General features: G+C 66.6%; 20 protein-coding genes. 10 read left to right on the top strand and 10 right to left on the bottom strand.

What is annotated here, in order from left to right:
- Positions 1-113: 113 nt before the first annotated feature.
- Positions 114-887 carry an SIR2 family NAD-dependent protein deacylase gene (locus tag ACZ5R1_RS18230; protein WP_115945813.1) on the top strand — a complete coding sequence of 258 codons (774 nt, stop codon included), beginning with the start codon at positions 114-116 and terminating at the stop codon, positions 885-887.
- 4 nt (positions 888-891) lie between these two features.
- On the opposite strand, the gene ACZ5R1_RS18225 is transcribed toward ACZ5R1_RS18230, so the two are convergent.
- Entirely contained in the window at positions 892-1,659 is a 768-nt protein-coding gene (locus ACZ5R1_RS18225) for a hypothetical protein (RefSeq protein ID WP_115945814.1), read from the bottom strand.
- A 152-nt stretch (positions 1,660-1,811) separates the two neighbouring features.
- Between ACZ5R1_RS18225 and ACZ5R1_RS18220 the strand changes: the two genes are divergently transcribed.
- Positions 1,812-2,066, top strand: a complete 255-nt coding sequence (locus tag ACZ5R1_RS18220; RefSeq protein ID WP_007162579.1) for a hypothetical protein — start codon at positions 1,812-1,814, stop codon at positions 2,064-2,066.
- A 67-nt stretch (positions 2,067-2,133) separates the two neighbouring features.
- Here ACZ5R1_RS18220 and ACZ5R1_RS18215 read toward each other — a convergent pair whose 3' ends face one another.
- Together ACZ5R1_RS18215 and ACZ5R1_RS18210 are read right to left on the bottom strand one after the other, a co-directional pair.
- Entirely contained in the window at positions 2,134-2,334 is a 201-nt protein-coding gene (locus ACZ5R1_RS18215) for a hypothetical protein (RefSeq protein ID WP_181902027.1), read from the bottom strand.
- Positions 2,335-2,530: 196 nt separating this feature from the next.
- Positions 2,531-3,343, bottom strand: a complete 813-nt coding sequence (locus ACZ5R1_RS18210) for an HDOD domain-containing protein (RefSeq protein ID WP_200893337.1) — start codon at positions 3,341-3,343, stop codon at positions 2,531-2,533.
- A 341-nt stretch (positions 3,344-3,684) separates the two neighbouring features.
- Between ACZ5R1_RS18210 and ACZ5R1_RS18205 the strand changes: the two genes are divergently transcribed.
- Entirely contained in the window at positions 3,685-4,704 is a 1,020-nt protein-coding gene (locus ACZ5R1_RS18205; protein WP_115945815.1) for a GGDEF domain-containing protein, read from the top strand.
- A 27-nt stretch (positions 4,705-4,731) separates the two neighbouring features.
- On the opposite strand, the gene ACZ5R1_RS18200 is transcribed toward ACZ5R1_RS18205, so the two are convergent.
- Positions 4,732-6,270, bottom strand: a complete 1,539-nt coding sequence (locus tag ACZ5R1_RS18200; protein WP_115945816.1) for a GGDEF domain-containing protein — start codon at positions 6,268-6,270, stop codon at positions 4,732-4,734.
- A 205-nt stretch (positions 6,271-6,475) separates the two neighbouring features.
- On the opposite strand from ACZ5R1_RS18200, the gene ACZ5R1_RS18195 reads away from it, so the two are divergent.
- On the top strand, positions 6,476-6,736 hold the full coding sequence (locus ACZ5R1_RS18195) for a hypothetical protein (RefSeq protein WP_007162574.1): 261 nt from the start codon (positions 6,476-6,478) through the stop codon (positions 6,734-6,736).
- 21 nt (positions 6,737-6,757) lie between these two features.
- On the opposite strand, the gene ACZ5R1_RS18190 is transcribed toward ACZ5R1_RS18195, so the two are convergent.
- Positions 6,758-7,828, bottom strand: a complete 1,071-nt coding sequence (locus ACZ5R1_RS18190; protein ID WP_115945817.1) for an AbrB family transcriptional regulator — start codon at positions 7,826-7,828, stop codon at positions 6,758-6,760.
- A 130-nt stretch (positions 7,829-7,958) separates the two neighbouring features.
- Complete coding sequence (gene betT / locus ACZ5R1_RS18185) at positions 7,959-9,923, bottom strand: choline BCCT transporter BetT (RefSeq protein ID WP_085982657.1); 1,965 nt, start codon at positions 9,921-9,923, stop codon at positions 7,959-7,961.
- A 313-nt stretch (positions 9,924-10,236) separates the two neighbouring features.
- Between betT and ACZ5R1_RS18180 the strand changes: the two genes are divergently transcribed.
- The 3 genes from ACZ5R1_RS18180 (at position 10,237) to ACZ5R1_RS18170 (ending at position 11,277) form a co-directional block, all read left to right on the top strand.
- Complete coding sequence (locus tag ACZ5R1_RS18180; RefSeq protein ID WP_027599058.1) at positions 10,237-10,575, top strand: response regulator; 339 nt, start codon at positions 10,237-10,239, stop codon at positions 10,573-10,575.
- A 73-nt stretch (positions 10,576-10,648) separates the two neighbouring features.
- On the top strand, positions 10,649-10,939 hold the full coding sequence (locus ACZ5R1_RS18175) for a nucleotidyltransferase family protein (protein WP_074584988.1): 291 nt from the start codon (positions 10,649-10,651) through the stop codon (positions 10,937-10,939).
- Complete coding sequence (locus tag ACZ5R1_RS18170; protein ID WP_115945818.1) at positions 10,936-11,277, top strand: HepT-like ribonuclease domain-containing protein; 342 nt, start codon at positions 10,936-10,938, stop codon at positions 11,275-11,277. The genes ACZ5R1_RS18175 and ACZ5R1_RS18170 overlap by 4 nt, the downstream gene beginning before the upstream one ends.
- A 143-nt stretch (positions 11,278-11,420) precedes the next feature.
- Here the strand turns inward: ACZ5R1_RS18170 and ACZ5R1_RS18165 are convergent, their stop codons facing one another.
- From ACZ5R1_RS18165 to ACZ5R1_RS18150, 4 genes are all read right to left on the bottom strand, one after another.
- The gene (locus ACZ5R1_RS18165; protein WP_115945819.1) at positions 11,421-13,250 is read right to left on the bottom strand and encodes a glycoside hydrolase family 15 protein; all 1,830 of its coding nucleotides are present in this window, start codon (positions 13,248-13,250) and stop codon (positions 11,421-11,423) included.
- Complete coding sequence (locus tag ACZ5R1_RS18160; RefSeq protein WP_027601332.1) at positions 13,243-14,046, bottom strand: glucose 1-dehydrogenase; 804 nt, start codon at positions 14,044-14,046, stop codon at positions 13,243-13,245. The genes ACZ5R1_RS18165 and ACZ5R1_RS18160 overlap by 8 nt, the downstream gene beginning before the upstream one ends.
- 85 nt (positions 14,047-14,131) lie before the next feature.
- Complete coding sequence (locus tag ACZ5R1_RS18155) at positions 14,132-15,778, bottom strand: methyl-accepting chemotaxis protein (RefSeq protein WP_223855408.1); 1,647 nt, start codon at positions 15,776-15,778, stop codon at positions 14,132-14,134.
- Positions 15,779-15,906: 128 nt separating this feature from the next.
- Positions 15,907-17,136, bottom strand: coding sequence for an MFS transporter (locus tag ACZ5R1_RS18150; RefSeq protein WP_007162567.1), 1,230 nt, complete (start codon positions 17,134-17,136; stop codon positions 15,907-15,909).
- 303 nt (positions 17,137-17,439) lie between these two features.
- On the opposite strand from ACZ5R1_RS18150, the gene ACZ5R1_RS18145 reads away from it, so the two are divergent.
- Genes ACZ5R1_RS18145 through ACZ5R1_RS18135 form a run of 3 tightly spaced genes read left to right on the top strand, consistent with a single transcriptional unit; the run spans position 17,440 to position 20,065 of the window.
- Positions 17,440-18,885: a cytochrome ubiquinol oxidase subunit I gene (locus tag ACZ5R1_RS18145; protein WP_007162566.1), complete on the top strand. Its 1,446-nt coding sequence runs from the start codon at positions 17,440-17,442 to the stop codon at positions 18,883-18,885.
- Positions 18,882-19,904: a cytochrome d ubiquinol oxidase subunit II gene (cydB, locus tag ACZ5R1_RS18140; protein WP_007162565.1), complete on the top strand. Its 1,023-nt coding sequence runs from the start codon at positions 18,882-18,884 to the stop codon at positions 19,902-19,904. Before ACZ5R1_RS18145 ends, cydB begins: the two co-directional genes overlap by 4 nt.
- Positions 19,904-20,065, top strand: a complete 162-nt coding sequence (locus tag ACZ5R1_RS18135; protein WP_017640936.1) for a DUF2474 domain-containing protein — start codon at positions 19,904-19,906, stop codon at positions 20,063-20,065. Before cydB ends, ACZ5R1_RS18135 begins: the two co-directional genes overlap by 1 nt.
- Positions 20,066-20,087 lie beyond the last annotated feature (22 nt).

Here is a 20,087-nt window from a genome sequence, read left to right as displayed (position 1 = left end):
CCGGAAAACGATGAGTGGACTCACCATCCGTCGAGTAGCGTCACACTTCTGGCCTTTTTCGCGGTCCGCAAGACCCTGTTGTTTTGCCGCAGATGTCAGGAGTGAACGCATCCATGCCCGATCCCATCGATTGTCGAAGCGGTCTCGCCGCCTTGCCGGCGGTGTTGCTCGACCGCCTGCGCCAGGCCGACGAGGTGCTGGTCCTGACCGGTGCCGGCGTGTCGGCGGAAAGCGGCATCGCCACCTTTCGCGAAGCCCTGACCGGGCTCTGGGCGCGCTTCGACCCGGCGCAACTGGCCACCGCCGAGGCCTTTATCGAGGATCCGGTGCGGGTCTGGAGCTGGTACGAGGGACGCCGCGCCCAGGTGCTGGCCGCCCAGCCCAACCCGGCCCACCGCGCCCTGGCGCAGTGGGGCGACAGGCACGGCCGCTTGCACCTGGTTACCCAGAATGTCGACGACCTGCATGAGCGCGCGGGCAGTCGCGCGGTGATCCACCTGCACGGCAGCCTGCACGCGCCGCGCTGCTTCGAGTGCGCGCGCTCGCTGACGGCGCCAGCGTTGCCGGAAGGGACGGAGCAACTCGTGGCGCCGCCGCGCTGTCCCGCCTGCGGCGGCCTGGCCCGGCCGGGCGTGGTCTGGTTCGGCGAGTCGCTACCGGAAGAGGCCCTGGCCAGCGCCTGGGCCCTGGCCGAGCGCTGCGACCTCTGCCTGGTGGTCGGCACCTCCGGCCTGGTGCAGCCGGCGGCCAGTCTGCCAGGGGTGGCGCGCCAGCAGGGCGCCACGGTGGTCCGCATCGATCCGCAGCCGGCGGCGGAATTCAGCGACGACTGGCAACTGCTGGGCGCGGCCGGGGTGATCCTGCCGGCGCTGCTGGAGCGCCTCTAGACCCTCAGTGCAGCGCCTGGCCACCGGTCCCCAGGGCATCCAGGGTGCGCTTGAGGGCGGTGTAGGCCTGGCGCTGGTCATCGTCTTCGGTCAGCAGGCCGTCGAACAGGGAGGCGACCAGCGCCGGATCCTGGGCGACGAAGCGATCGATGAGAACGTCGTTCTCCTGGCGCCCGGCGGTGATCAGCAGCACGGCGAGCTGGGCGACATAGCGCGCCGCCAGCGGATAGGCCTTGAGAAAGACCTTGAAGGGGGCATCGGCCAGCCCGGGGGCGAAGCCCTTGGCCAGGCCTTGCTGGGCGGCGGCGATGGCCTGGCGGACGGCGTCCTGCCAATTGCCGGCGGTCACGGCACCCGCCGGCAGGGCGCGGCGCATCTGGCCGAGCAGGCTGTTGAGAAAGATACGGCGATTGGCCTGGTAGTCGTCATCGGTGTCGAGCAGTTCGCGGCGAATGCGGGTCAGCACGCGGTCGTCCTCGGCATCGGCGGTCACCGCCTGCTTGAAGGCCAGGGTCAGTTCGCGATCCAGCAGACCGGGCTTGCGGCCTTCCAGTTCGGCCTGCAGCAGCGGACCGCTGGAATCGGCGAAGAAGAAGCGCTCGGCGTGGGGCGCCAGGCGTTCGCGCAGGCGCGGCCAGAGCTCCGCCGCGAACAGTTGCTCGGCCGTGCCGCCGGAAACGATGACGCGGTGCTGCGACGCCTCGGCCAGATAGTCGAACAGCGCGGGGGTATCGAGCGCGGTGCGATCGACGATGAGGTAACGGTGCTTCACGGCAACTCCTGAACGCGGCGGCCGCACCTGTCGAGGTACGGCGGGGATGGCCATTAGTCTATAGGAAGGTGGGAACGCTTGGCCCGGCCTTTGGCCTAACCAGCAGGGTGCAGCCCGCGACACCCTTCCTTTCGCGGCCGGAGGACACCAAGATGCGCAAGACCCCGCTGATCCTTGCCCTGAGCGCTGCCCTGGCCCTGGTGGCCGGTCCCAGCCTGGCCGCCAGCAACAACAACGACGCCGGGGTGACTGGCAACGGCATAGGCGCGCCGGGCAGCTCCAACACCAGCAACAGGGACAGCGCGGACGACACCTCCAGCGCCACACCCTCGACCCAGAAGAAGGTCGACAAGACCCCGGCCACCAAGGCCCAGGGCAGTCAGCAGAAGCGCGTGCTCAACGATTGAGGGTCAAGCAAAAGGCGCCTCTCGGGGCGCCTTTGAGCTGGTTGGCATTTGACCGCAGGAAGCGGCTTCAGGAGGCGCGGGTGTAGCGTACCTGCCAGTCGAGTCGCTCATGGGTCGCCCGCTCGATACGGGCGCGACTGTCGCAGATGAAGGCTTCCAGCAGGGAGTTGTCCAGCAGATCGACCCGGGCGATGCGGCGTTGCAGGAGCGCCGTGCCGTTGGGCGCATAGACCTCGACGTTGAAGGTCGCCGGATCCTGGGCGGTCATGGCGCACAGCATCGGTTGAAAAGCGCCCTTTATAATGGTGTTCGCATCCGTGAACTTCAGCGGCTCGGCCATCGCAATCACTCCTGTCAGCTATAACGCTTCGACCGATTCTTGCGGTACCCGTTCGACTTTTGCCATGACCGGCTGGCAGATTTGTGATCCAGGCGGTGGCGCTGGCCCGGCAAGGGACGGCCGGTCAGTTGATCAGGGTACCGAAGGCCTTGTCCGCCTCTATGACCTCGGGCAGCTCGCCCAGTAGCAGCTCCAGATCCACGCCTTCCAGCAGGGGATTGGCCAGGGCCGCCTTGGCCTGGTCGTTGATGCCGCCATGACGACGCAGGACAAAGGACACCAGTCGGGCCTGGGCGACCATGCGCGCCTGGGTGGAATCCTCCGGCGCATCCTGGGGGTGCAGCTGGTAGGCGATGGCATGCTGGATCACCACCGGCAGCTGCCAGCGACGGGCCAGCTCGGCGCCCACCTCCGGATAGCCGAAGCCGATGGCCTGGTCGGCGGGCACCGGGGCGCGCTGCTCGGCGTCGATGCGCACGGCGATATCGGGCGCCGCCGTCCTGATCAGCAACTCGCCGATGCTGTGCAGCATGCCGCAGGTGAAGGCGGTCTCGGCATCGGCACCGGCCTGGCGGGCGAGGACGCGGCAGATGCTGGCCACGTCGAAGCTGTGCTGCCAGAAATCCCGCGGATCGAAGCTGGGGTTGTGGCGGAAGGCGGCGGTCACCGCCGAAGCCAGGACCAGGGTGCGCAGGGCGTCGAAGCCCAGGCGGATGGCCGCGCCTTCGATGCTGGTCGAGGGGCGCACGCCGCGAAAGCGCACCGAGTTGGCCAGGCGCAGGACCTTGGCGGAAAGCACCGGATCCAGCGCCAGATTGCGGGCGACGTCTTCGATGCTGCTGTCGGGATCGTCGAACTGCTGGATCAGCTCCTGAGCCACCTTGGGAATGCTGGGAAGGGTATGCAGGTGATCGAACAGAGCATCGATTTCCATGATGGCGCCTGGTTGGTTCTTTACCGATGGTGGGAGCTGATGAGTCGTCGAAAGCATGAACGACGGCCTGGGCACTGCCAAGCCTAGTCGAAGATCCACGAGCGAAGAGCTTAGCGGGCCGGGCGAGGCGGTTTGCAGGGCGAGCTGACCGGTGGCGTCATTTCGCCGCCGTCCGTTTGCCTGGTTCGCGTGCGACCGTGGTCCTATGCGGTCTTGTCCAAGGCGAAGCGATGATCAGACGTCTATTGTCTTTCTTGAGTCCGCTTTCCGCCGACGACGGGCCCCGAATGGGATAGCATCAGGTGATATCAGTTGGCTACTAAATTTGGCGTTCGAGTTGTGCAATGACTTACCAGACTCACATTCGCCAGATGCTGCAACTACCCAATGTGCTGGCGCAGAGCACCGGCATCCTGGGCTGGTTGATCAGCGTGCTGATCAACCCCTTCCTGACCGCCGGGGTGCCGGCCTGGGGCTGGCTGGCCTTCGCCGGCATGATCGGCTCCTGCCTGGCCATGACCACCGCCCGGCGCTTTGCCGTCTGGCGCCTGTTCGCCCTGGTGTTCGTGCTGTTCGAGGCCCTGGCCTTCCGCTTCCAGATCCTGGGCATGGGCGAGGCCGGCCATGCCTGGCTGATCCCCATGGCCATCGTCATCATCCTCGGCTCGACCATTCTGTTTTCCCATGTGCTCGACTACGGCATCGCGGCCGGCGCGGTCTGGCTGCTGCTGTTCTATGGCGAACTGGGCAACATCACCGCAGCGGCCCTGCCGCTGTTCTGGGTGATGCTGGGGGCCAGCCTGGCACTGGGGCTGCTGCTCAATGCCACCTTCGTACGCATCGTCGCCAGCACCCTGGAACTCAAGGAACGCTATCGGCTGCAGGCGGAAACCGATGCCCTCACCGGGATCAGCAACCGCAGGGCGCTGATGCTGGACATGGAGCAGGTCTGCCGGGATGGCTCGCCATCCTGGTATTTCGTCATGCTCGACATCGATGACTTCAAGCGGATCAACGACAGATTCGGCCACGATGTGGGCGATCAGGTGCTCAAGGAAACTGCGACCATCCTCGGTCGGCATTTCCCCGATGGCCGCTTCGGGCGCCTGGGCGGCGAGGAGTTCGGCGTGCTGCTCCAGTCCGAGGACGAGCGCCAGCTGGCGCAGCGGCTGCAGGCGCTGCTGGACGATATCCGCAGCAACACCCGCACCGGCAGCTGTTTTTCCTTCAGTGCCGGGGTGGCGCGCCTCGCCCCGGGCTATCAGCCCTCGGATCTGCTCAAGCAAGCCGATGGCGAGCTCTATCAGGCCAAGCGCGCCGGCAAGGACCGGGTGCACCACCGCGGCGGCATGATCTGCGGTTGAAGGGGGCTAGCCGGCGCCCAGTGGGCTCTAGCTAACGTCCGCCTCCGGCGGCGGATGGGAGCGATTGCGGCCCAGGTGCTTGGCCCGGTAGAGCGCGGCATCGGCGCTGGCCAGCAGGTCGGCGGGCTGGGGCGGCGGGGTCTGCCCGGGCGGCTGCACGGCGATGCCGAGACTGACGGTGATGCGGCCGAAGGGACTGGTGGCATGGGTCACTTCCAGCACCTGCAGGCGTTCCTGCACCGTGGCGGCCACGCGCTGGGCGCCGTGCTCGTCGCAATTGGGCAGCAGCAGGACCATCTCCTCGCCGCCATAGCGCGCCGCCAGGTCGCCCGGGCGCCTCGCCGCCGAGGCCACCACGCCGGCCACCGCCTGCAGGCAGCGATCCCCCGCCGGATGGCCATAGTGGTCGTTGTAGGCCTTGAAGTGATCGATGTCGATCATCAGAAGGCTGAGCGGCTGGCCATTGCGCTGCGCGCGCGCCAGCTCCACCGGCAGCAGGTTGTCGAACTGGCGGCGATTGCCCAGCCCGGTGAGGCTGTCCTTGAGGGTCAGCAGGTGCAGCTCGTCGTGGGCCTGGCGCAGGGCTGCCGCGCTGCGCTCCCCGGCGCGGATCTCGCGGAGCAGCCGAAAGCCGAAGACCAGCATGCCGAGGATGATCAGGCCGACCACCGTCACCGATCTCAGCATGTCCTGGCGCCAGCCGGCGAGGATGTCGCGCCGGGAGATACCGGCCAGGGCCACCAGCGGATAGCCCTCCAGGTGCTGGAAGGCATAGAGGCGCTCCTGGCCATCGAGCATGGCGCGCACCAGGGCGGTACCGTTGGGCGCCTGGTTCACGTACTGGCGAAACAGGTCGCCAGTGGCCAGCGGGGTGCCGACGTGCTCGGGCACATAGGGACGGCGGACCATCAGGGTGCCGTCGTCCAGCGCCAGGGTGATGGCGCCCCGGGCATCCAGCTTGAAGCGCTCGTAGTAGTCGACGAAATACTGCAGGCGGATGGTGGCGAGCAGGACGCCGGCAAAGCGCCCGTCGCGGTCTTCCAGGCGCCGCGACACCGGGATGATCAGCTCGTGGGTGCTGCGGCTCTCGATCACCGCGCCGACGTGCAGCACATCGGCCGGATGCTGCCGGTGAAACTGGAAATATTCGCGATCGGCATTGTTGGCTCGGGGCGGCTCGCTGCTCTTGTCGGTCACCCGCCATTCGCCGTCGCGATCGTAGACGAACAACCCGTGCAGTTGCGGCAGGAGGGCGGCCTGGCGCGCCAGCAGGCGATGCACCCGCAGGCGGTCCAGTTGCTCGAAGGGTTGATCCTCCAGGCGATCGCGAATGCTGACCAGCAGCGAATCGGCTTCCTTGATGGCGTCATCGGCGTGCTGGGCGGCGGCCACAGCGATGTTGCCGACGTCACTGCGGGCACTGGCGAAGGCATTCTGGTAGTTGCGCCACACCTGCCAGGATTCCAGTGCCAGGATCACCGCAACGGCGCAGACCAGCAGCCACAGCGCCCGGCGCTGGGTGGCCGGATTGCGCGGTGGAAGGGGGGTGTCGTCGGCGTCGACCATGGCGGGGCTGTTTCCTCGTCCTCGGTGTGCAGGAGACCGCGAGTCGACCGATTCACGCCACCGCACAGGGATAAAAGTCAGACAAGTCTACAGTTTCGTCGGAATCTTGCAGAGCGCGCGAATCCCTGCGCCATCGCCGTGGTCACTAGCGATACAGCCGTCTCCGGGACGGCGCCCCGTTACTGCCCCGACCAGGAGGTCACAGATGTCGCAGATCGCCGAACAGATCGTCGAAGACGCCATGCAGCGCATCGAGGAAAACGAGTCGCAGCATGCCGCCGATCCCGTGCGCAATTTCTCCCTGACCCTGACCGATCCCGCGGAGATCCGGGTCGGCGCGGAGATCTACTTTCTCTTCGAACAGCGCCTCAAGGGTTTCTACCCGGATGCCCGGGTCGTGGTGCGCGGCCATGCCGCCGAAGGCTACAACATCACCGCCCAGGTCGAGCGCCGCCGCTCGGCCTGAGTGCCAGGCCCGCACCCCGGGTCAGGTGCGGGCCAGCTTGACCAGCTGCCGGGCCAGTAGCGGCCCGGTCAGCACCACCCCGATCAGCCGCAAGGCCTGCATGGCCAGTACCAGGCCGACATCGGTGTGGGCATCCACCGCGATGATGGCCATGGAATCCAGTCCGCCCGGACTGGTCGCCAGGTAGGCGGTGAGAAAGTCCACGTGCATCAGCCGCGCCATCAGCAGCGCCGACAGGGCGCAGAGCGCGATCAGCAGCAGCGAGGCGAAGATCATCTTGGGCAGGGCGCGCCAGACATAGGCGACCGTGGCCCGATCGAATCTCAGGCCCACATAGCAGCCCATGGCGCCATAGGCCGCCGCCAGCAGCAGATGGGGCAGAGTGATGTCCAGCCAGCCATTGAGTTGCAGCAGGGTACCCAGGGCGATGGGCAGCAGCAGGGCGCCGGCGGGAAACAGCCGACCGCCCAGCCAACTGCCGGCCAGGGCCACTGCCAGGGTCAGCGCCAGATTGACGGCGAAGTGGCCGTCCAGGCTGACCACGGTGGCCTGATGGCCGGTGCCGCTGCCTTCGGCGCCCAGCAACCGGCCGACCAGCGCACTGATCAGCACCACGCAGACGACCCGCACATATTGCATGGTGGCGACGATGCGTGGATCGGCGCCGTATTCCTCGGCCATGGCCACCATGGCCGCTGCCGCGCCAGGCGTGGTGCCCCAGGCGGCGGTGCTGCCCGGCAGGCCACCGAAGCGCACCAGCAGGGCACCGGTGAGCAGGCTGAGCAACACGGTCAGGGCGGTGGCCAGCAGCATCACCGGCCAGTGCTCGGCGACGGTGAGCAGCACCGCGGCGGTCATGGCATGGGCGATCAGGCAGCCCACCACGCCCTGGCCGGTCTGGAACAGCCGGCGCGGCAGGCGGATGGTGGCGCCGCCGACGCCAAAGGCGATGGCCACCAGCATGGGACCGAGAAAGAGGGCCGCGGGCACCTGCAGCCAACTGAGTCCGCCGCCGACCAGGGCGGAGCAGAGGATCAGGGCCAGCCATTGCACCAGGGGCGGATAGGGCGAGGGGACAGAGGGGGTGGACAAAGCGGTCTCCGGACGGCGGGGAGCCGGCGCGGCGTACCGACCCCGGGGCCGGCTCGGGGCCGGCCCTGGAGGCGATTATACGACCTTTGCGGCTTTCAATGGCCTTTCAGTCGCTGAAAAAACCGCCCTGTCAGCGCACCAGATGCAGGAACTGCAGGTGGCGCTCGTACTGGTCGAGCATGTCGTTGAGGATCTGCTCGCGGTTGTAGCCCACCAGGTCATAGTCCTGGCTGCCCTCGGTCAGGTGCACCTCGGCGCGGTAGTAGCGCCGATTCTTCAGGTGCAGGCCGCCGATGCCGGCGCGGGCGAAGGAGGGCGTGAAATAGCCCTGCATGATCACCTGGTAGATGAAGGGGTGCTCTTCGCCGTGGCCGATGGTCAGCTGCAGATTGGCGTTGGTGGAATCGAACTGGGTTTCCACCACCAGGCCCTTTTCCCGCGAGACCTCGACCATCTCCTCCATGGCCGGGCGCACGGTGCTGTCCATGAAACGATAGACCTCGTCCCGCGAGGGGAAGTACACCGCCTGGGACAGCCGCTGGCGCCAGCCGCCGTGCCGGGCCTTGCCATTGGTCGCCACCGGCGCGAGGGAGTGCAGCCGCGCCCGCTGGCGCTGGGACTCCAGGTGCAGCGCCTTGTGCAGGCCCCACATCATCAGCAGCACCACCACCGAGAAGGGCAGCGAGGTCAGCACCACCGCCGACTTCAGGGCATCCATGCTGCCGGCGAACAGCAGGCCGCCGGTGACCACGGCCACGGCCGCGCCCCAGAACACCCGCAGCCACTTGGGACCGTCTTCATCGGCCTCGCCGCCCTTGGACGACAGGGTCGAGAGCACCACGGTGCCCGAATCGGCCGAGGTGACGAAGAAGACGAAGCTCACCAGCACGGCGACGCTGATCACCACGCGGCTGGCCGGATAGGTCTCCAGCACCTGGTAGAAGGCCATGGCCGGATCGGTGAGGGCGGTCTGCGCCAGGCCGGTCATGCCCTGGCCAAGGACCAGTTCCAGGGCGCTGTTGCCGAAGATCGACAGCCAGGCCAGGGTGAAGCCCAGCGGGATGAACAGCACGCCAAAGACGAATTCACGGATGGTGCGGCCGCGCGAGATGCGCGCGATGAACAGCCCGACGAAGGGCGCCCAGGCGATCCACCAGGCCCAGTAGAACACCGTCCAGCCGCCCAGCCAGTCGGAGGGCTCGTCATAGGCATAGAGGTCGAAGCTCTTGCCCGGCAAGGCCGAGAGGTAGTCGCCGATGTTCTGGATCAGGGTATTGAGCAGGTGCTGGGTCGGCCCGGCGAACAGCACGAACAGCAGCAGGGCGACGGCCAGCACCATGTTGATGTCGGACATGATGCGCACGCCCTTGTCGACGCCGGACACGGCGACGGCGATGGCCGCGCCCATCATCAGCACGATGAGGATCAGTTGCACCCAGTGGCTGTGGCTGATGCCGAACAGGTAGTCCAGCCCGGCATTGAGGTGCAGCACGCCGAAACCGAGGTCGGCGCCCAGGCCGAAGATGGTGGCGATGATGCCGAAGGCGTCCACGGCGTGGCCGATGGGCCCGTTGATGCGCTTGCCGATCAGCGGATAGAGCGCCGAGCGCAGGGCCAGCGGCAGATTGTGGCGGTAGGCGAAGTAGGCCAGGGCCATGGCCACCAGGGCGAACACCCCCCAGCCGTGCAGGCCCCAGTGCAGGAAGAGGATCTGCATGGCCTGCCGCGCGGCTGCCGGATTGCCCCCTTCGCCGGCCGGCGGCTGGGCGAAGTGGGTCAGGGGTTCGGAGACGCAAAAGAAGAACAGGGTGATGCTGATGCCGGCGGCGAACAGCATGCCGGCCCAGGACAGGTAGCTGAATTCGGGTTGGTCGTGGTCGGCACCGAGCTTGATCTTGCCGTAGCCGGACAGCGCGGTGACCACCACGAACACCAGATAGAGCGACATGGCCAGCAGGTAGTACCAGCCGACCGTATTGGCGGCCCAGGTCTGCGCCTGCAGCAACCAGGCGCCGGCCTGCTCTGGACGGCCGATGACGGCCAGGGAAAACAGTAGAATCACCGCGGCCGCGCAGTAGAAGGCGGGGGGATTCAGTTTTACGGTGCCGGATGAGGGCGTCGCACTCATGAGGACTCCTTGCGCACTGTCAAAGGGAAGAATGCTTTTTTAATTGATCGTTCGATTAAAAAAGAATACCACAGGCGACCCCTGAGGTGAACGCTTCGAGTCAGCGCAGCCTTGAAAGTTGCCGTCTAGAGGTCTTGCCTATGCCGGTGGTCGACTTTGGTCGAGACCAGGCCGAGCGGTCAGAACCGCGACCCCTTGGCAAAGTCTGTTGGTTATGACTCAGGCATCTTCTCCCTTCGGCTCCTATCGTCCGCTACTGCTTTTGGTAGAGGACGAGCCGTTGCTGCGGGAACTGGCCACCGAGGCGCTGGAGTCGCTGGTGGACCTGCAGGTGGTGGCCGTGCCGACCGCCGATGCGGCCCTGAGCTATCTGGAGCAGAACGGCGCCCGCATCGACGTGCTCTTCACCGACGTGCGCATGCCGGGGCGCCTCGACGGCGAGGCCCTCGCCCAGCTGGTCTCCCAACGCTGGCCCCATATCCCGGTGATCCTCACCTCCGGCGATCGCCTCACCGTGCCCCGCGGCGCCGGCCGCACCCGCTTCATGCCCAAACCCTGGCATATCGACGACATGGCCAATTGCGTCAACGAGGTGCTGGGGCAGAGTCGGGTGGCGTGAGGGTAGCCCGATCGGTTGTAAAGCCGCGACCTATGACCCACTATTCCGGGACTGATCTAGCTGGAGTCATGCCATGCGACCTTCTCTTGTCCTGGACCTGAAACGAGCTGTCATACGGGATGTTGCGTCACGTTTTCGAGTGGCCAATCCGCGAGTGTTCGGTTCAGTTCTCGAAGGTACCGATCAGGACGGCAGCGATTTGGATCTGTTGGTGGATGCCCTTCCAGGGGCAACACTGTTCGACCTGGGAGGGTTGCAGGACGAGCTTGAGGAATTACTGGGCGTTCCGGTAGATCTGGTGACCCCCGCCGATTTACCCGGATCCTTTCGCGCGCAGGTTCTGCTGGGGGCACGACCGATATGAATCGCACGGCGGACTATCTGGCTCATATGCAACAGGCGGCCAGCGAGGCACTGGGCTTTATTGAGGATCTCACTCGGGAAGACTTCCTCGAAGACCGCCGGACACAGCAAGCGGTGGTCATGAGCCTGATCATCATCGGCGAAGCGGCAACCAAGATCATGGCTGTGGACGAAGCCTTCACCCAGGTGCATCCAAACATCCCGTGGCGCAATATGAGAGGCATGCGTAATCGTATCGCCCACGGTTATTTCGACATCAACCTCGATGTGGTCTGGGAAACCGTCGTTACCGCCCTGCCCGAACTTCTGGAACAATTGCGTCTGTTATCGGGAAGGTAGCTTCGTACCACGCTGTGCCCTCACCCCAACCCTCTCCCAAGGGGAGAGGGGGCTATCCGAGCGGGTTTCCGGCTTTATCCGCTCCGGCAGGATTGTGATCAGCTATCGGGCTGCACCCGCAGGGGCGGCCGCATCGGCTCGCCCTACGGCTGCCACTGCGGATCCTTGCCGCTCAGCTTGCGATCCAGGAAGAAGGCGGTGCTGATCAGCGCCAGGTGCGACAGGGCCTGGGGCAGGTTGCCGAGGGGGTAGCCGCGCTTGTCCAGTTCCTCGGCATAGAGACCCAGTGGATTGGCGTAGCCCAGCAGCTTTTCGAACTCCAGGTGGGCTTCGTCGACGCGACCGGCGCGGGCCAGGCATTCGACGTACCAGAAGGAGCAGGCGACAAAGGCGCCTTCTTCGCCCTTGAGGTTGTCCGCTGGCGTGTCCGCCGGGTTGTAGCGACGGATCATGCCGTCGTAGGCCAGGTTGGTCTTGATGGCGTCCAGGGTGGACAGCCACATGGGATCGGTGGCGCTGACGAAGCGCACCAGCGGCATCAGCAGCAGGGCGGCGTCCAGGCTCTTGCCGTGGCGGGTCGAGGTGAAATGACCCAGCTCGGCGTTCCAGAAGTTGTCCCAGATATCTTCCTGGATGGCGGCGCGGGCGGCGTACCAGCGTTCGTAGGGCATCGGCAGCGAGCGCTTGACCGACAGTCGCATGGCGCGGTCGATGGCCACCCAGCACATCAGCCGCGAATGCAGGAAGTGCTCGGGATCGCCGCGCATCTCCCAGATCCCGGCGTCGGGCTGGTTCCAGTGCTCGCAGACGTGGTCGATCATCCGCACCACCTCCTTCCAGCCCTGGTGGGAGATGGCTTCGCCATACTTGTTGGACAGGTAGATGGCGTCCATCAGCTCGCCATAGATGTCCAGCTGGATCTGCTTGTAGGCCTCATTGCCGATGCGCACCGGACTCGAGTCGGCATAGCCGGCCAGGTGGTCGAGGGTTTCCTCGGGCAGGTCCAGGCCGCCGTCCAGGCGATACATGATCTGCAGCTTTTCCGGGGCGCTGTGGCTGTTTTCCACGCACTGGCCCACCCAGTGGGTGAAATCCTTGGCCTCCTGGGTGTAGCCCAGGCGCATGAAGGCGTAGACGGTAAAGGAGGCGTCGCGGATCCAGGAGGCGCGATAGTCCCAGTTGCGTTCGCCGCCCAGGGCTTCGGGCAGGCTGAAGGTGGCGGCCGCGGCGATGGAGCCGTGCTTGCAGGAGGTCAGCAGCTTCAGCGCCAGGGCCGAGCGGGTGACCATCTCGCGCCAGCGCCCCTGGTAGCGGCTCTTGGCGGCCCAGGAGGTCCAGTAGGTCAGGGTGTCCTCGAAGCAGAGATCGCTCTGGCCGGCGACGACCTTGTCGTCCTTCTCGCAGCCAAAGACGAAATCCAGCTGCTCACCCTGTTCCAGTTCGAATTCGGCCAGGGCGGCGTTGCCGTCCACCTGCAGGGTGACGCTCGACGCCAGGCGCAGGGTCGGCTGGCCCGCGGCCTCGAACAGGGCGCCGCCGTCCACCAGGCGGGCGCGGGTCTCGGCGCGGGCATAGTCGTGGGCCGGGGCGCAGACCAGGCGGAAGCGGCAGCGTCCGGCCACCACCTGCACGCGGCGGACGATGCGCGGCTGGGTGTCCTCGCTGCTGCACACCGGCATCAGATCGGTGATCTCGGCGACGCCTTCCGCCGACAGCCAGCGGGTCTGCAGGATATTGGTGTCCGGCAGATAGAGCTGCTGCTCGCGGGCGTCTTCCCAGACCGGCGCCAGGCTGAAGTAGCCGGCCTTTTCCGAGTCGAGCAGGGCGGCGAATACCGAGGGGCTGTCCAGATTCGGCCAGCAGAAGTGGTCGATGGTGCCGTCGGTGGCGACCAGGGCGCAGGTGCGCAGGTCGCCGATGACACCGTGGGCGCCGATACTGCGGCGGGCGTGCACGGAGGTGGAATCAGCCATTGTCTTCGAATCCCGGATAGAGGCACATGCCGCCGTCGACGAACAGGGTGGTGCCGACGATGTAGTCGGCCAGGTCGCTGGCGAGAAAGACCGCCACATTGCCCACGTCGTCGACGTGGCCGACGCGCTTGTAGGGGATCAGCTTGAGCAGTTCGCGGGCCTTGGCCTCGTCGCCGGTCACCTCTTCGTTGATGGCGGTGGCGATGGCGCCCGGGGCGATGCTGTTGACGCGGATGCCCTCGGCGGCGACTTCCTGGGCCAGGCTGCGCATCAGCAGATTGACCCCGCCCTTGGAGGCGGCGTAGTTGACGTGGCCGGCCCAGGGAATGACCTCGTGGACCGAGCTCATATGGATGATCTTGCCCAGGGCGCGGGAGATGCTTTCGTCGCGGCCCTGCTTGCGGAACTGGCGGATCGCCGCCCGGGCGCAAAGGAACTGCCCGGTGAGGTTGGTGTTGATCACCGTGTTCCAGTCCTTGAGCGACATGTCGGCCACGGCCGCATCCTTTTGCAGGCCGGAGTTGGCGACCAGGATGTCCAGCCGGCCGAAGGCTTCCAGGGTGCGGTCGAACAGCGCCTGGACCGCGGCCTCGTCGCCGACGTCACCGCCAACGGCGATGGCGCGACCGCCGGCGTCCTGGATGCGCTTGGCCAGTTCCTCGGCCGGTTCGGCGCTGGAATGGTAGTTGATGGCGACGGCGGCACCGGCCTTGGCCAGGGCCTCGGCGACGGCGGCGCCGATCCCGGAGCTGCCGCCGGTGACCAGGGCGACCTGGCCGTTGAGGGAAAGCTGCATGTCCAGACTCCTGCACGGGAAAAGGTGTCTGACTGCTGACCGTCACGCGCGCGTCTAGGTTCAGCCCGCGAGCGTTGCCGGATATTCAGGCCGAGGCCGTGCGGAACAGGCTCATGCGGCGCTCCAGGTCCTCGGCCAATTCGGCCAGCTGGCGACTGGCGCCGGCGATCTGCTGCGAACCGCTGGCGGTTTCCAGGGTGGCCGCGTGGATGCGGTTGATGTTCTCGTTGACCTCTTCGGCCACGGCGGTCTGCTGGGCCGCAGCGGTGGCGATCTGGGCATTCATGGCGTTCACCGAGCCGACGTCCGCCTGGATGGCCGCCAGGGCCGCGACGGCGCGCTGGGTCAGTTCGGCGGTCTCGTGGGCCTGGCCGCGACTCTCCTCCATCTGCGCCGCGGCGCGCCCTGCACCTTCCTGGAGGGTGGCGATCATGGCGCGGATCTCGCGGGTCGATTCCTGGGTGCGGGTGGCCAGGTTGCGGACCTCGTCGGCGACCACGGCGAAGCCGCGACCCTGCTCGCCGGCCCGGGCCGCCTCGATGGCGGCGTTCAGCGCCAGCAGGTTGGTCTGCTCGGCGATGCCGTTGATGACGGCGACGATGTTCTCGATGCTGGCGCTGTCGCTGGAGACCTGCTGCACGGTGACGCTGGCCTGTTCCAGGGCCTGCACCAGCTGGCCGATGGCCTGGCCGGAACTGGCGACCAGCCGGTTGCCGGTGTCCACCTGGGCGCTGGCATTGCCGGTGGCCTGGGCGGCCTGGGCCGCGTAGCCGGCGACCTCGCCGATGGTGGCGGCCAGCTCGGTGACCGCGGCGGCCATGTGCTGGGCCTGGTTGGATTGCACATCGGTGTGGCGCTGGTTGGTCTGGGCGGTGCCTTGCAGCTGGGCCGCCGCCGCGGCGACCGAGCTGGCGGTATGGCGTACCTGGACGATGGTCTCGCCGAGGTGCGCGGTGGCGCTGCCCAGGGTGCCCATGACGCTGTCCGGATGGCGGGTGGCGGGGCGCTCGTCCAGGCGGCCCTCGGCCAGGCGGCGGATGGCGGCGGCCACGGCGTGGGGTTCGCCGCCCAGGGTGGCACCCATCTGGCGAATGATCAGGATGGAGACGGTGACGCTCAGCAGCAGGGCGAGGGCGCAGGTGACCAGCATCAGCCAGCGGAAGCCGCCGGCGATGCCGCGGACCTCGCCCAGGTGGCCGCTGGCGATGGCTTCTTCGTGATCGATGAGCGCATTGATGCGCTTGAGCCACTCGACATAGGCCGGCGAGACGCGCTCCAGCAGGAACACCCGGGCGCCTTCCAGATCGCCGGCCTGGCGCAGCTGCAGCAGGCGCTCGGTCAGCGGCAGGGCGGTGCCTTCGATGTCCTTGATGGCCGCCAGCAGGCGCTGTTCCTCGGCCGTGGCGCCCTGGCTGGCGAACAGCTGATCCATGGGCTCGGCGGACTGGCGATAGAAGGCCTTGAGCCGGTCGATGTCGGCCAGGCGACTGGCCAGGGGCGCGGCGTCGTGGATCAGCACCGTATCGCGAATGGCGATGGCGCGGTCGTGCACGCTGCCGCGGAAGTTGATGGCGTAGCGCTGCTTGACGCTGGCGCCCTGGCTGACGGCGGTCAGGGTGTCATCGATGACGCCGACGCGCTGGACGCCGACGAGGGTGATCAGCAGCATCAGCACCAGGATCAGGCCGAAGCCCAGGCCCAGGCGGGCGGCCATGGAAAGGGGGGTACGCATGAAAACCTCAACGCTTCAAAGTGTGTGACATGGATCACATTTTGCGTTAAAGGTTTGCGCGATAAGTTTACTTCGGGCCGAGCGGTCATCCCCCAGGTATGAATGGCCCGTTGGCGGCAGGGCTGGATTCAACTGTCCTGGCGCGGCTCCGTCAGCCGGTCACGCCTGGCCAGACCGGGGAACAGCTTCATCCAGACCCCGGTGATCACCAGGGTGCCGACGCCGCCCAGCACCACCGCCGGCACCGTGCCGAAGAAGTGCGCGGTAACCCCCGACTCGAACTCGCCGAGCTGGTTGGAGGCGCCGATGAACAGGCCGTTGACCGCACTGACCCGGCCGCGCATGGCATCGGGGGTCTCCAGCTGGACGAAGGAACTGCGGATCACCACGCTGACCATGTCGGCGGCGCCCAGCACCACCAGGGTGGCCAGCGAGAACCACAGCGAGGTGGACAGCCCGAAGGCGATGGTGGCGACGCCGAACAGCGCGACCGAACCGAACATGATGCGCCCCACGTGGCGATTGAGGCTGACGTAGGCGAGCAGAAAGGACATGCCCAGGGCGCCCACGGCCGGCGCCGAGCGCAACAGGCCCAGGCCCCAGGGACCGGTGAGCAGGATGTCGGCGGCGAACACCGGGAGCAGGGCGGTGGCGCCGCCCAGGAGCACGGCGAAGAGATCCAGGGAGATGGCGCCGAGTACGTCCGGGCGACTCTTGATGAAGCGGATGCCGGCCAGCAGGTTGTCCAGGGTCGGCTTTTCCTTCTGGCTGGGCGTCTGCCGCGCCGGCAGGCTGGAGACCAGCAGGATGGCGATGCCATAGAGCACCAGCGCCGGGCCATAGACCCAGGCGGCGCCCAGGGCATAGAGCAGGCCGCCCAGGGCGGGGGCGATGATGGTGGCGCCCTGCATGGCCGAGGCCGCGGCGGCGATGGCGCGGGGAAAGATCGCCGGCGGCACGATGTTGGGCAGCAGCGCCTGGGTGGTGGGCTGTTCGAAGGCGCGCGCGGTACCCAGGCAGAAAGCCAGGATGAAGATCAGTTCGCGGGTCACCGCCTGATTGAGGCTGCCCACCAGCAGCACCAGGGCGATTAGGCCCTGGCCGGTCTGGCAGAGGGCGGCGACCCGGCGGCGGTCGTAGCGATCGGCGACATGCCCGGTGTGCAGCATGAACAGTACCCGCGGCAGGAATTCCACCAGCCCCACCAGGCCGAGATCGAGCACGTTGCCGGTGAGGGAATAGAGGTGCCAGCCGATGGCGACGGTGAGCATCTGGAAACTGCCGGCGGTGCAGATGCGGGCGAACCAGAAGGCGACGAAGGGACGGTGGTGACGCAGCTGCAGGGTATCGCCGGACATGACTGGGGCTCGCAGGGACAGAGGCGGCATCTTAAGCCACCCGGGGACTGATCGTCATACAACTGCGGGGTGCGACAGCCTGCCCGATGCGACATCCAACCACGTAAGCAAATGTATCGAGGAGGTCTATCCTAAAGCCTGACGTTGATCCACGTCAGCTTCCGACCTGGTCCAATGGGCTAGCGGCGGTGGCGCCTTTTTAGCGTCCCGCTAGAACCCCAGGCGACGCCGGAGGTTCGAACCTCGGTCAGCGTCAACTCGACCGGCTACCCTCGATGGCCGGCGTGCCTGAGAGGAAAAGCTATGTTCGGCCTCGAAGCCCTGGATCTCGCCCGGATCCAGTTCGCCTTCACCGTGTCCTTCCACATCGTCTTCCCGGCGCTGTCCATCGGTACCGCGAGCTTTCTCGCCGTGCTCGAAGGGCTGTGGCTGAAGACCGACAACCACGTCTACAAGGATCTGTATCACTTCTGGCTGAAGATCTTCGCGATCTTCTTCGGCATGGGCGTGGTGTCCGGTCTGGTGATGGCCTATGAATTCGGCACCAACTGGAGCGGCTTCGCTGACTATGCCGGCGCCGTGACCGGTCCGCTGCTGACCTACGAGGTGCTCACCGCCTTCTTCATCGAAGCCGGCTTTCTCGGCGTCATGCTGTTCGGCTGGAATCGCGTGGGTCGCGGCCTGCACTTCTTCTCGACGGTGATGGTGGCCATCGGCACCCTGATGTCGACCTTCTGGATCCTGTCCTCTAATAGCTGGATGCACACCCCGAGCGGCTACGAGATCGTCGATGGGCGCATCGTCCCGGTGGACTGGCTGGCGGTGATCTTCAACCCGTCCTTCCCCTTCCGCTGGGCACACATGACCATCGCCGCCTACCTGTCGGTGGCCTTCCTGGTCGGCGCCTCGGCGGCCTGGCACCTGCTGCGCGGCAACGACAACCCGGCGGTGCGCAAGATGTTTTCCATGGCCATGTGGATGGCCCTGCTGGTGGCCCCGGTGCAGGCCTTCGTCGGCGACGCCCATGGCCTCAACACCCTGGAGCACCAGCCGGCCAAGATCGCCGCGATGGAAGGCCACTGGGAGAACCCCCCGGGCGAAGCGACCCCGCTGATCCTGTTCGGCTGGCCGGATATGGAGCGCGAGGAAACCCGTTTCAAGGTGGAAATCCCGGTACTGGGCAGCCTGATCCTCAAGCACAGCCTCACCGAGCCGATCCCGGCGCTCAAGGACTTCCCCAAGGAAGACCGGCCGCCGGCCTATGTGGTGTTCTGGTCGTTCCGCATCATGGTGGCCCTGGGCATGCTGATGATCGCCGCCGGCCTGTGGAGCGCCTGGCTGCGCTGGCGCGGCAAGCTGTTCGAGACCCGCGCCTTCCTGCGCCTGGTCACCTGCATGGGGCCGGTCGGTCTCATCGCCCTGCTGGCCGGCTGGTTCACCACCGAGGTGGGCCGTCAGCCGTGGATCGTCTACGGCCTGTTGCGCACCAAGGACGGGGTATCCAACCACAGCGTCACCCAGCTGAGCATCACCCTGGTGGCCTTCGTGGTGGTCTATTTCGCCGTGTTCGGCATCGGCACTCTTTATGCGCTGCGCATGATCGGCAAGGGTCCGCACACCGGTGAAGGCGACCTGCCCACCTCCGGCGGTCCGGGCACCGATCGCCATCCCAAGCGTCCGCTGTCCGGCGCCGATGGCGGCCTGGAAGAAGACAACCCCACCGACCAGCTGACCGGAGACCGCACATGAACGGCATCCCTGGCATCGACCTCCCGCTGATCTGGGCGATCATCATCATCTTCGGCCTCATGATGTACGTGGTCATGGACGGCTTCGACCTGGGCATCGGCATCCTCTTTCCCTTCGTCAAGGGCAAGGAAGACCGCGACGTCATGATGAACACCGTGGCGCCCATCTGGGACGGCAACGAGACCTGGCTGGTACTCGGCGGGGCGGGGCTCTATGGCGCCTTCCCGCTGGCCTACTCGATCATCCTGCCGGCGCTGTACCTGCCGCTGATCTTCATGCTGATCGGCCTGATCTTCCGCGGCGTGGCCTTCGAATTCCGCTTCAAGGTTCAGGAAGGCAAGGAAGCCCTGTGGGACAAGTCCTTCATCTTCGGCTCGCTGCTGGCCAGCTTCTGCCAGGGCGTGGCCCTGGGTGCCTTCATCGAAGGCTTCCCGGTGGAGAATCGCCAATACGTCGGCGGTCCGCTGGACTGGCTGACACCCTTCTCGGTGTTCTGCGGCCTGGGCGTGATCGCCGCCTATGCGCTGCTGGGCAGCACCTGGCTGATCATGAAGACCGAGGGTCCGCTGCAGGCGACCATGCGCCGCCTGACCAAGCCGCTGCTGTTCCTGCTGCTGGCCTTTACCGCCGTGGTGAGCATCTGGACCCCGCTGAGCCAGGCGGCCATTTCCGCCCGCTGGTTCAGCATGCCCAACCTGGTCTGGTTCCTGCCGGTGCCGATCCTGGTCGGCGTGGTGACCCTGGCCCTGCTGCGCGCCATCCTGCGCGAGGATTCGCACCATGCGCCCTTCCTGCTGACCCTGGCGCTGATCTTCCTCGGCTACAGCGGTCTGGGCATCAGCCTCTGGCCGAACATCATCCCGCCGGCGGTTTCCATCTGGGAGGCCTCGTCGCCGCCGCAGAGCCAGCTGTTCCTGCTCATCGGCACCCTGTTCATCATCCCCATCACCCTGATGTACACCTTCTGGGGCTACTACGTGTTCCGCGGCAAGGTACGCGCGGGGGAGGGCTACCACTGATGGTCGGCCGCTCGCGCGAACCCAATCCCGCGGACAACAAGCCGCTCTGGCAGCGGCTGGCCTGGATGGCCGGCATCTGGGCCTGCAGCCTGGTGGCGCTGGGCGTGGTGGCCTGGGTATTGCGCCTGGTGCTGACGGCGGCGGGGCTCAAGTCGCACTGACGTCTTGGGTGTTTCGGTGGAT

It is taken from the genome of Pseudomonas sp. Pso3 (assembly GCF_055393275.1).
Note: the sequence above shows the minus strand (reverse complement) of the source record. Positions and strands in the feature narration are given on the sequence as shown.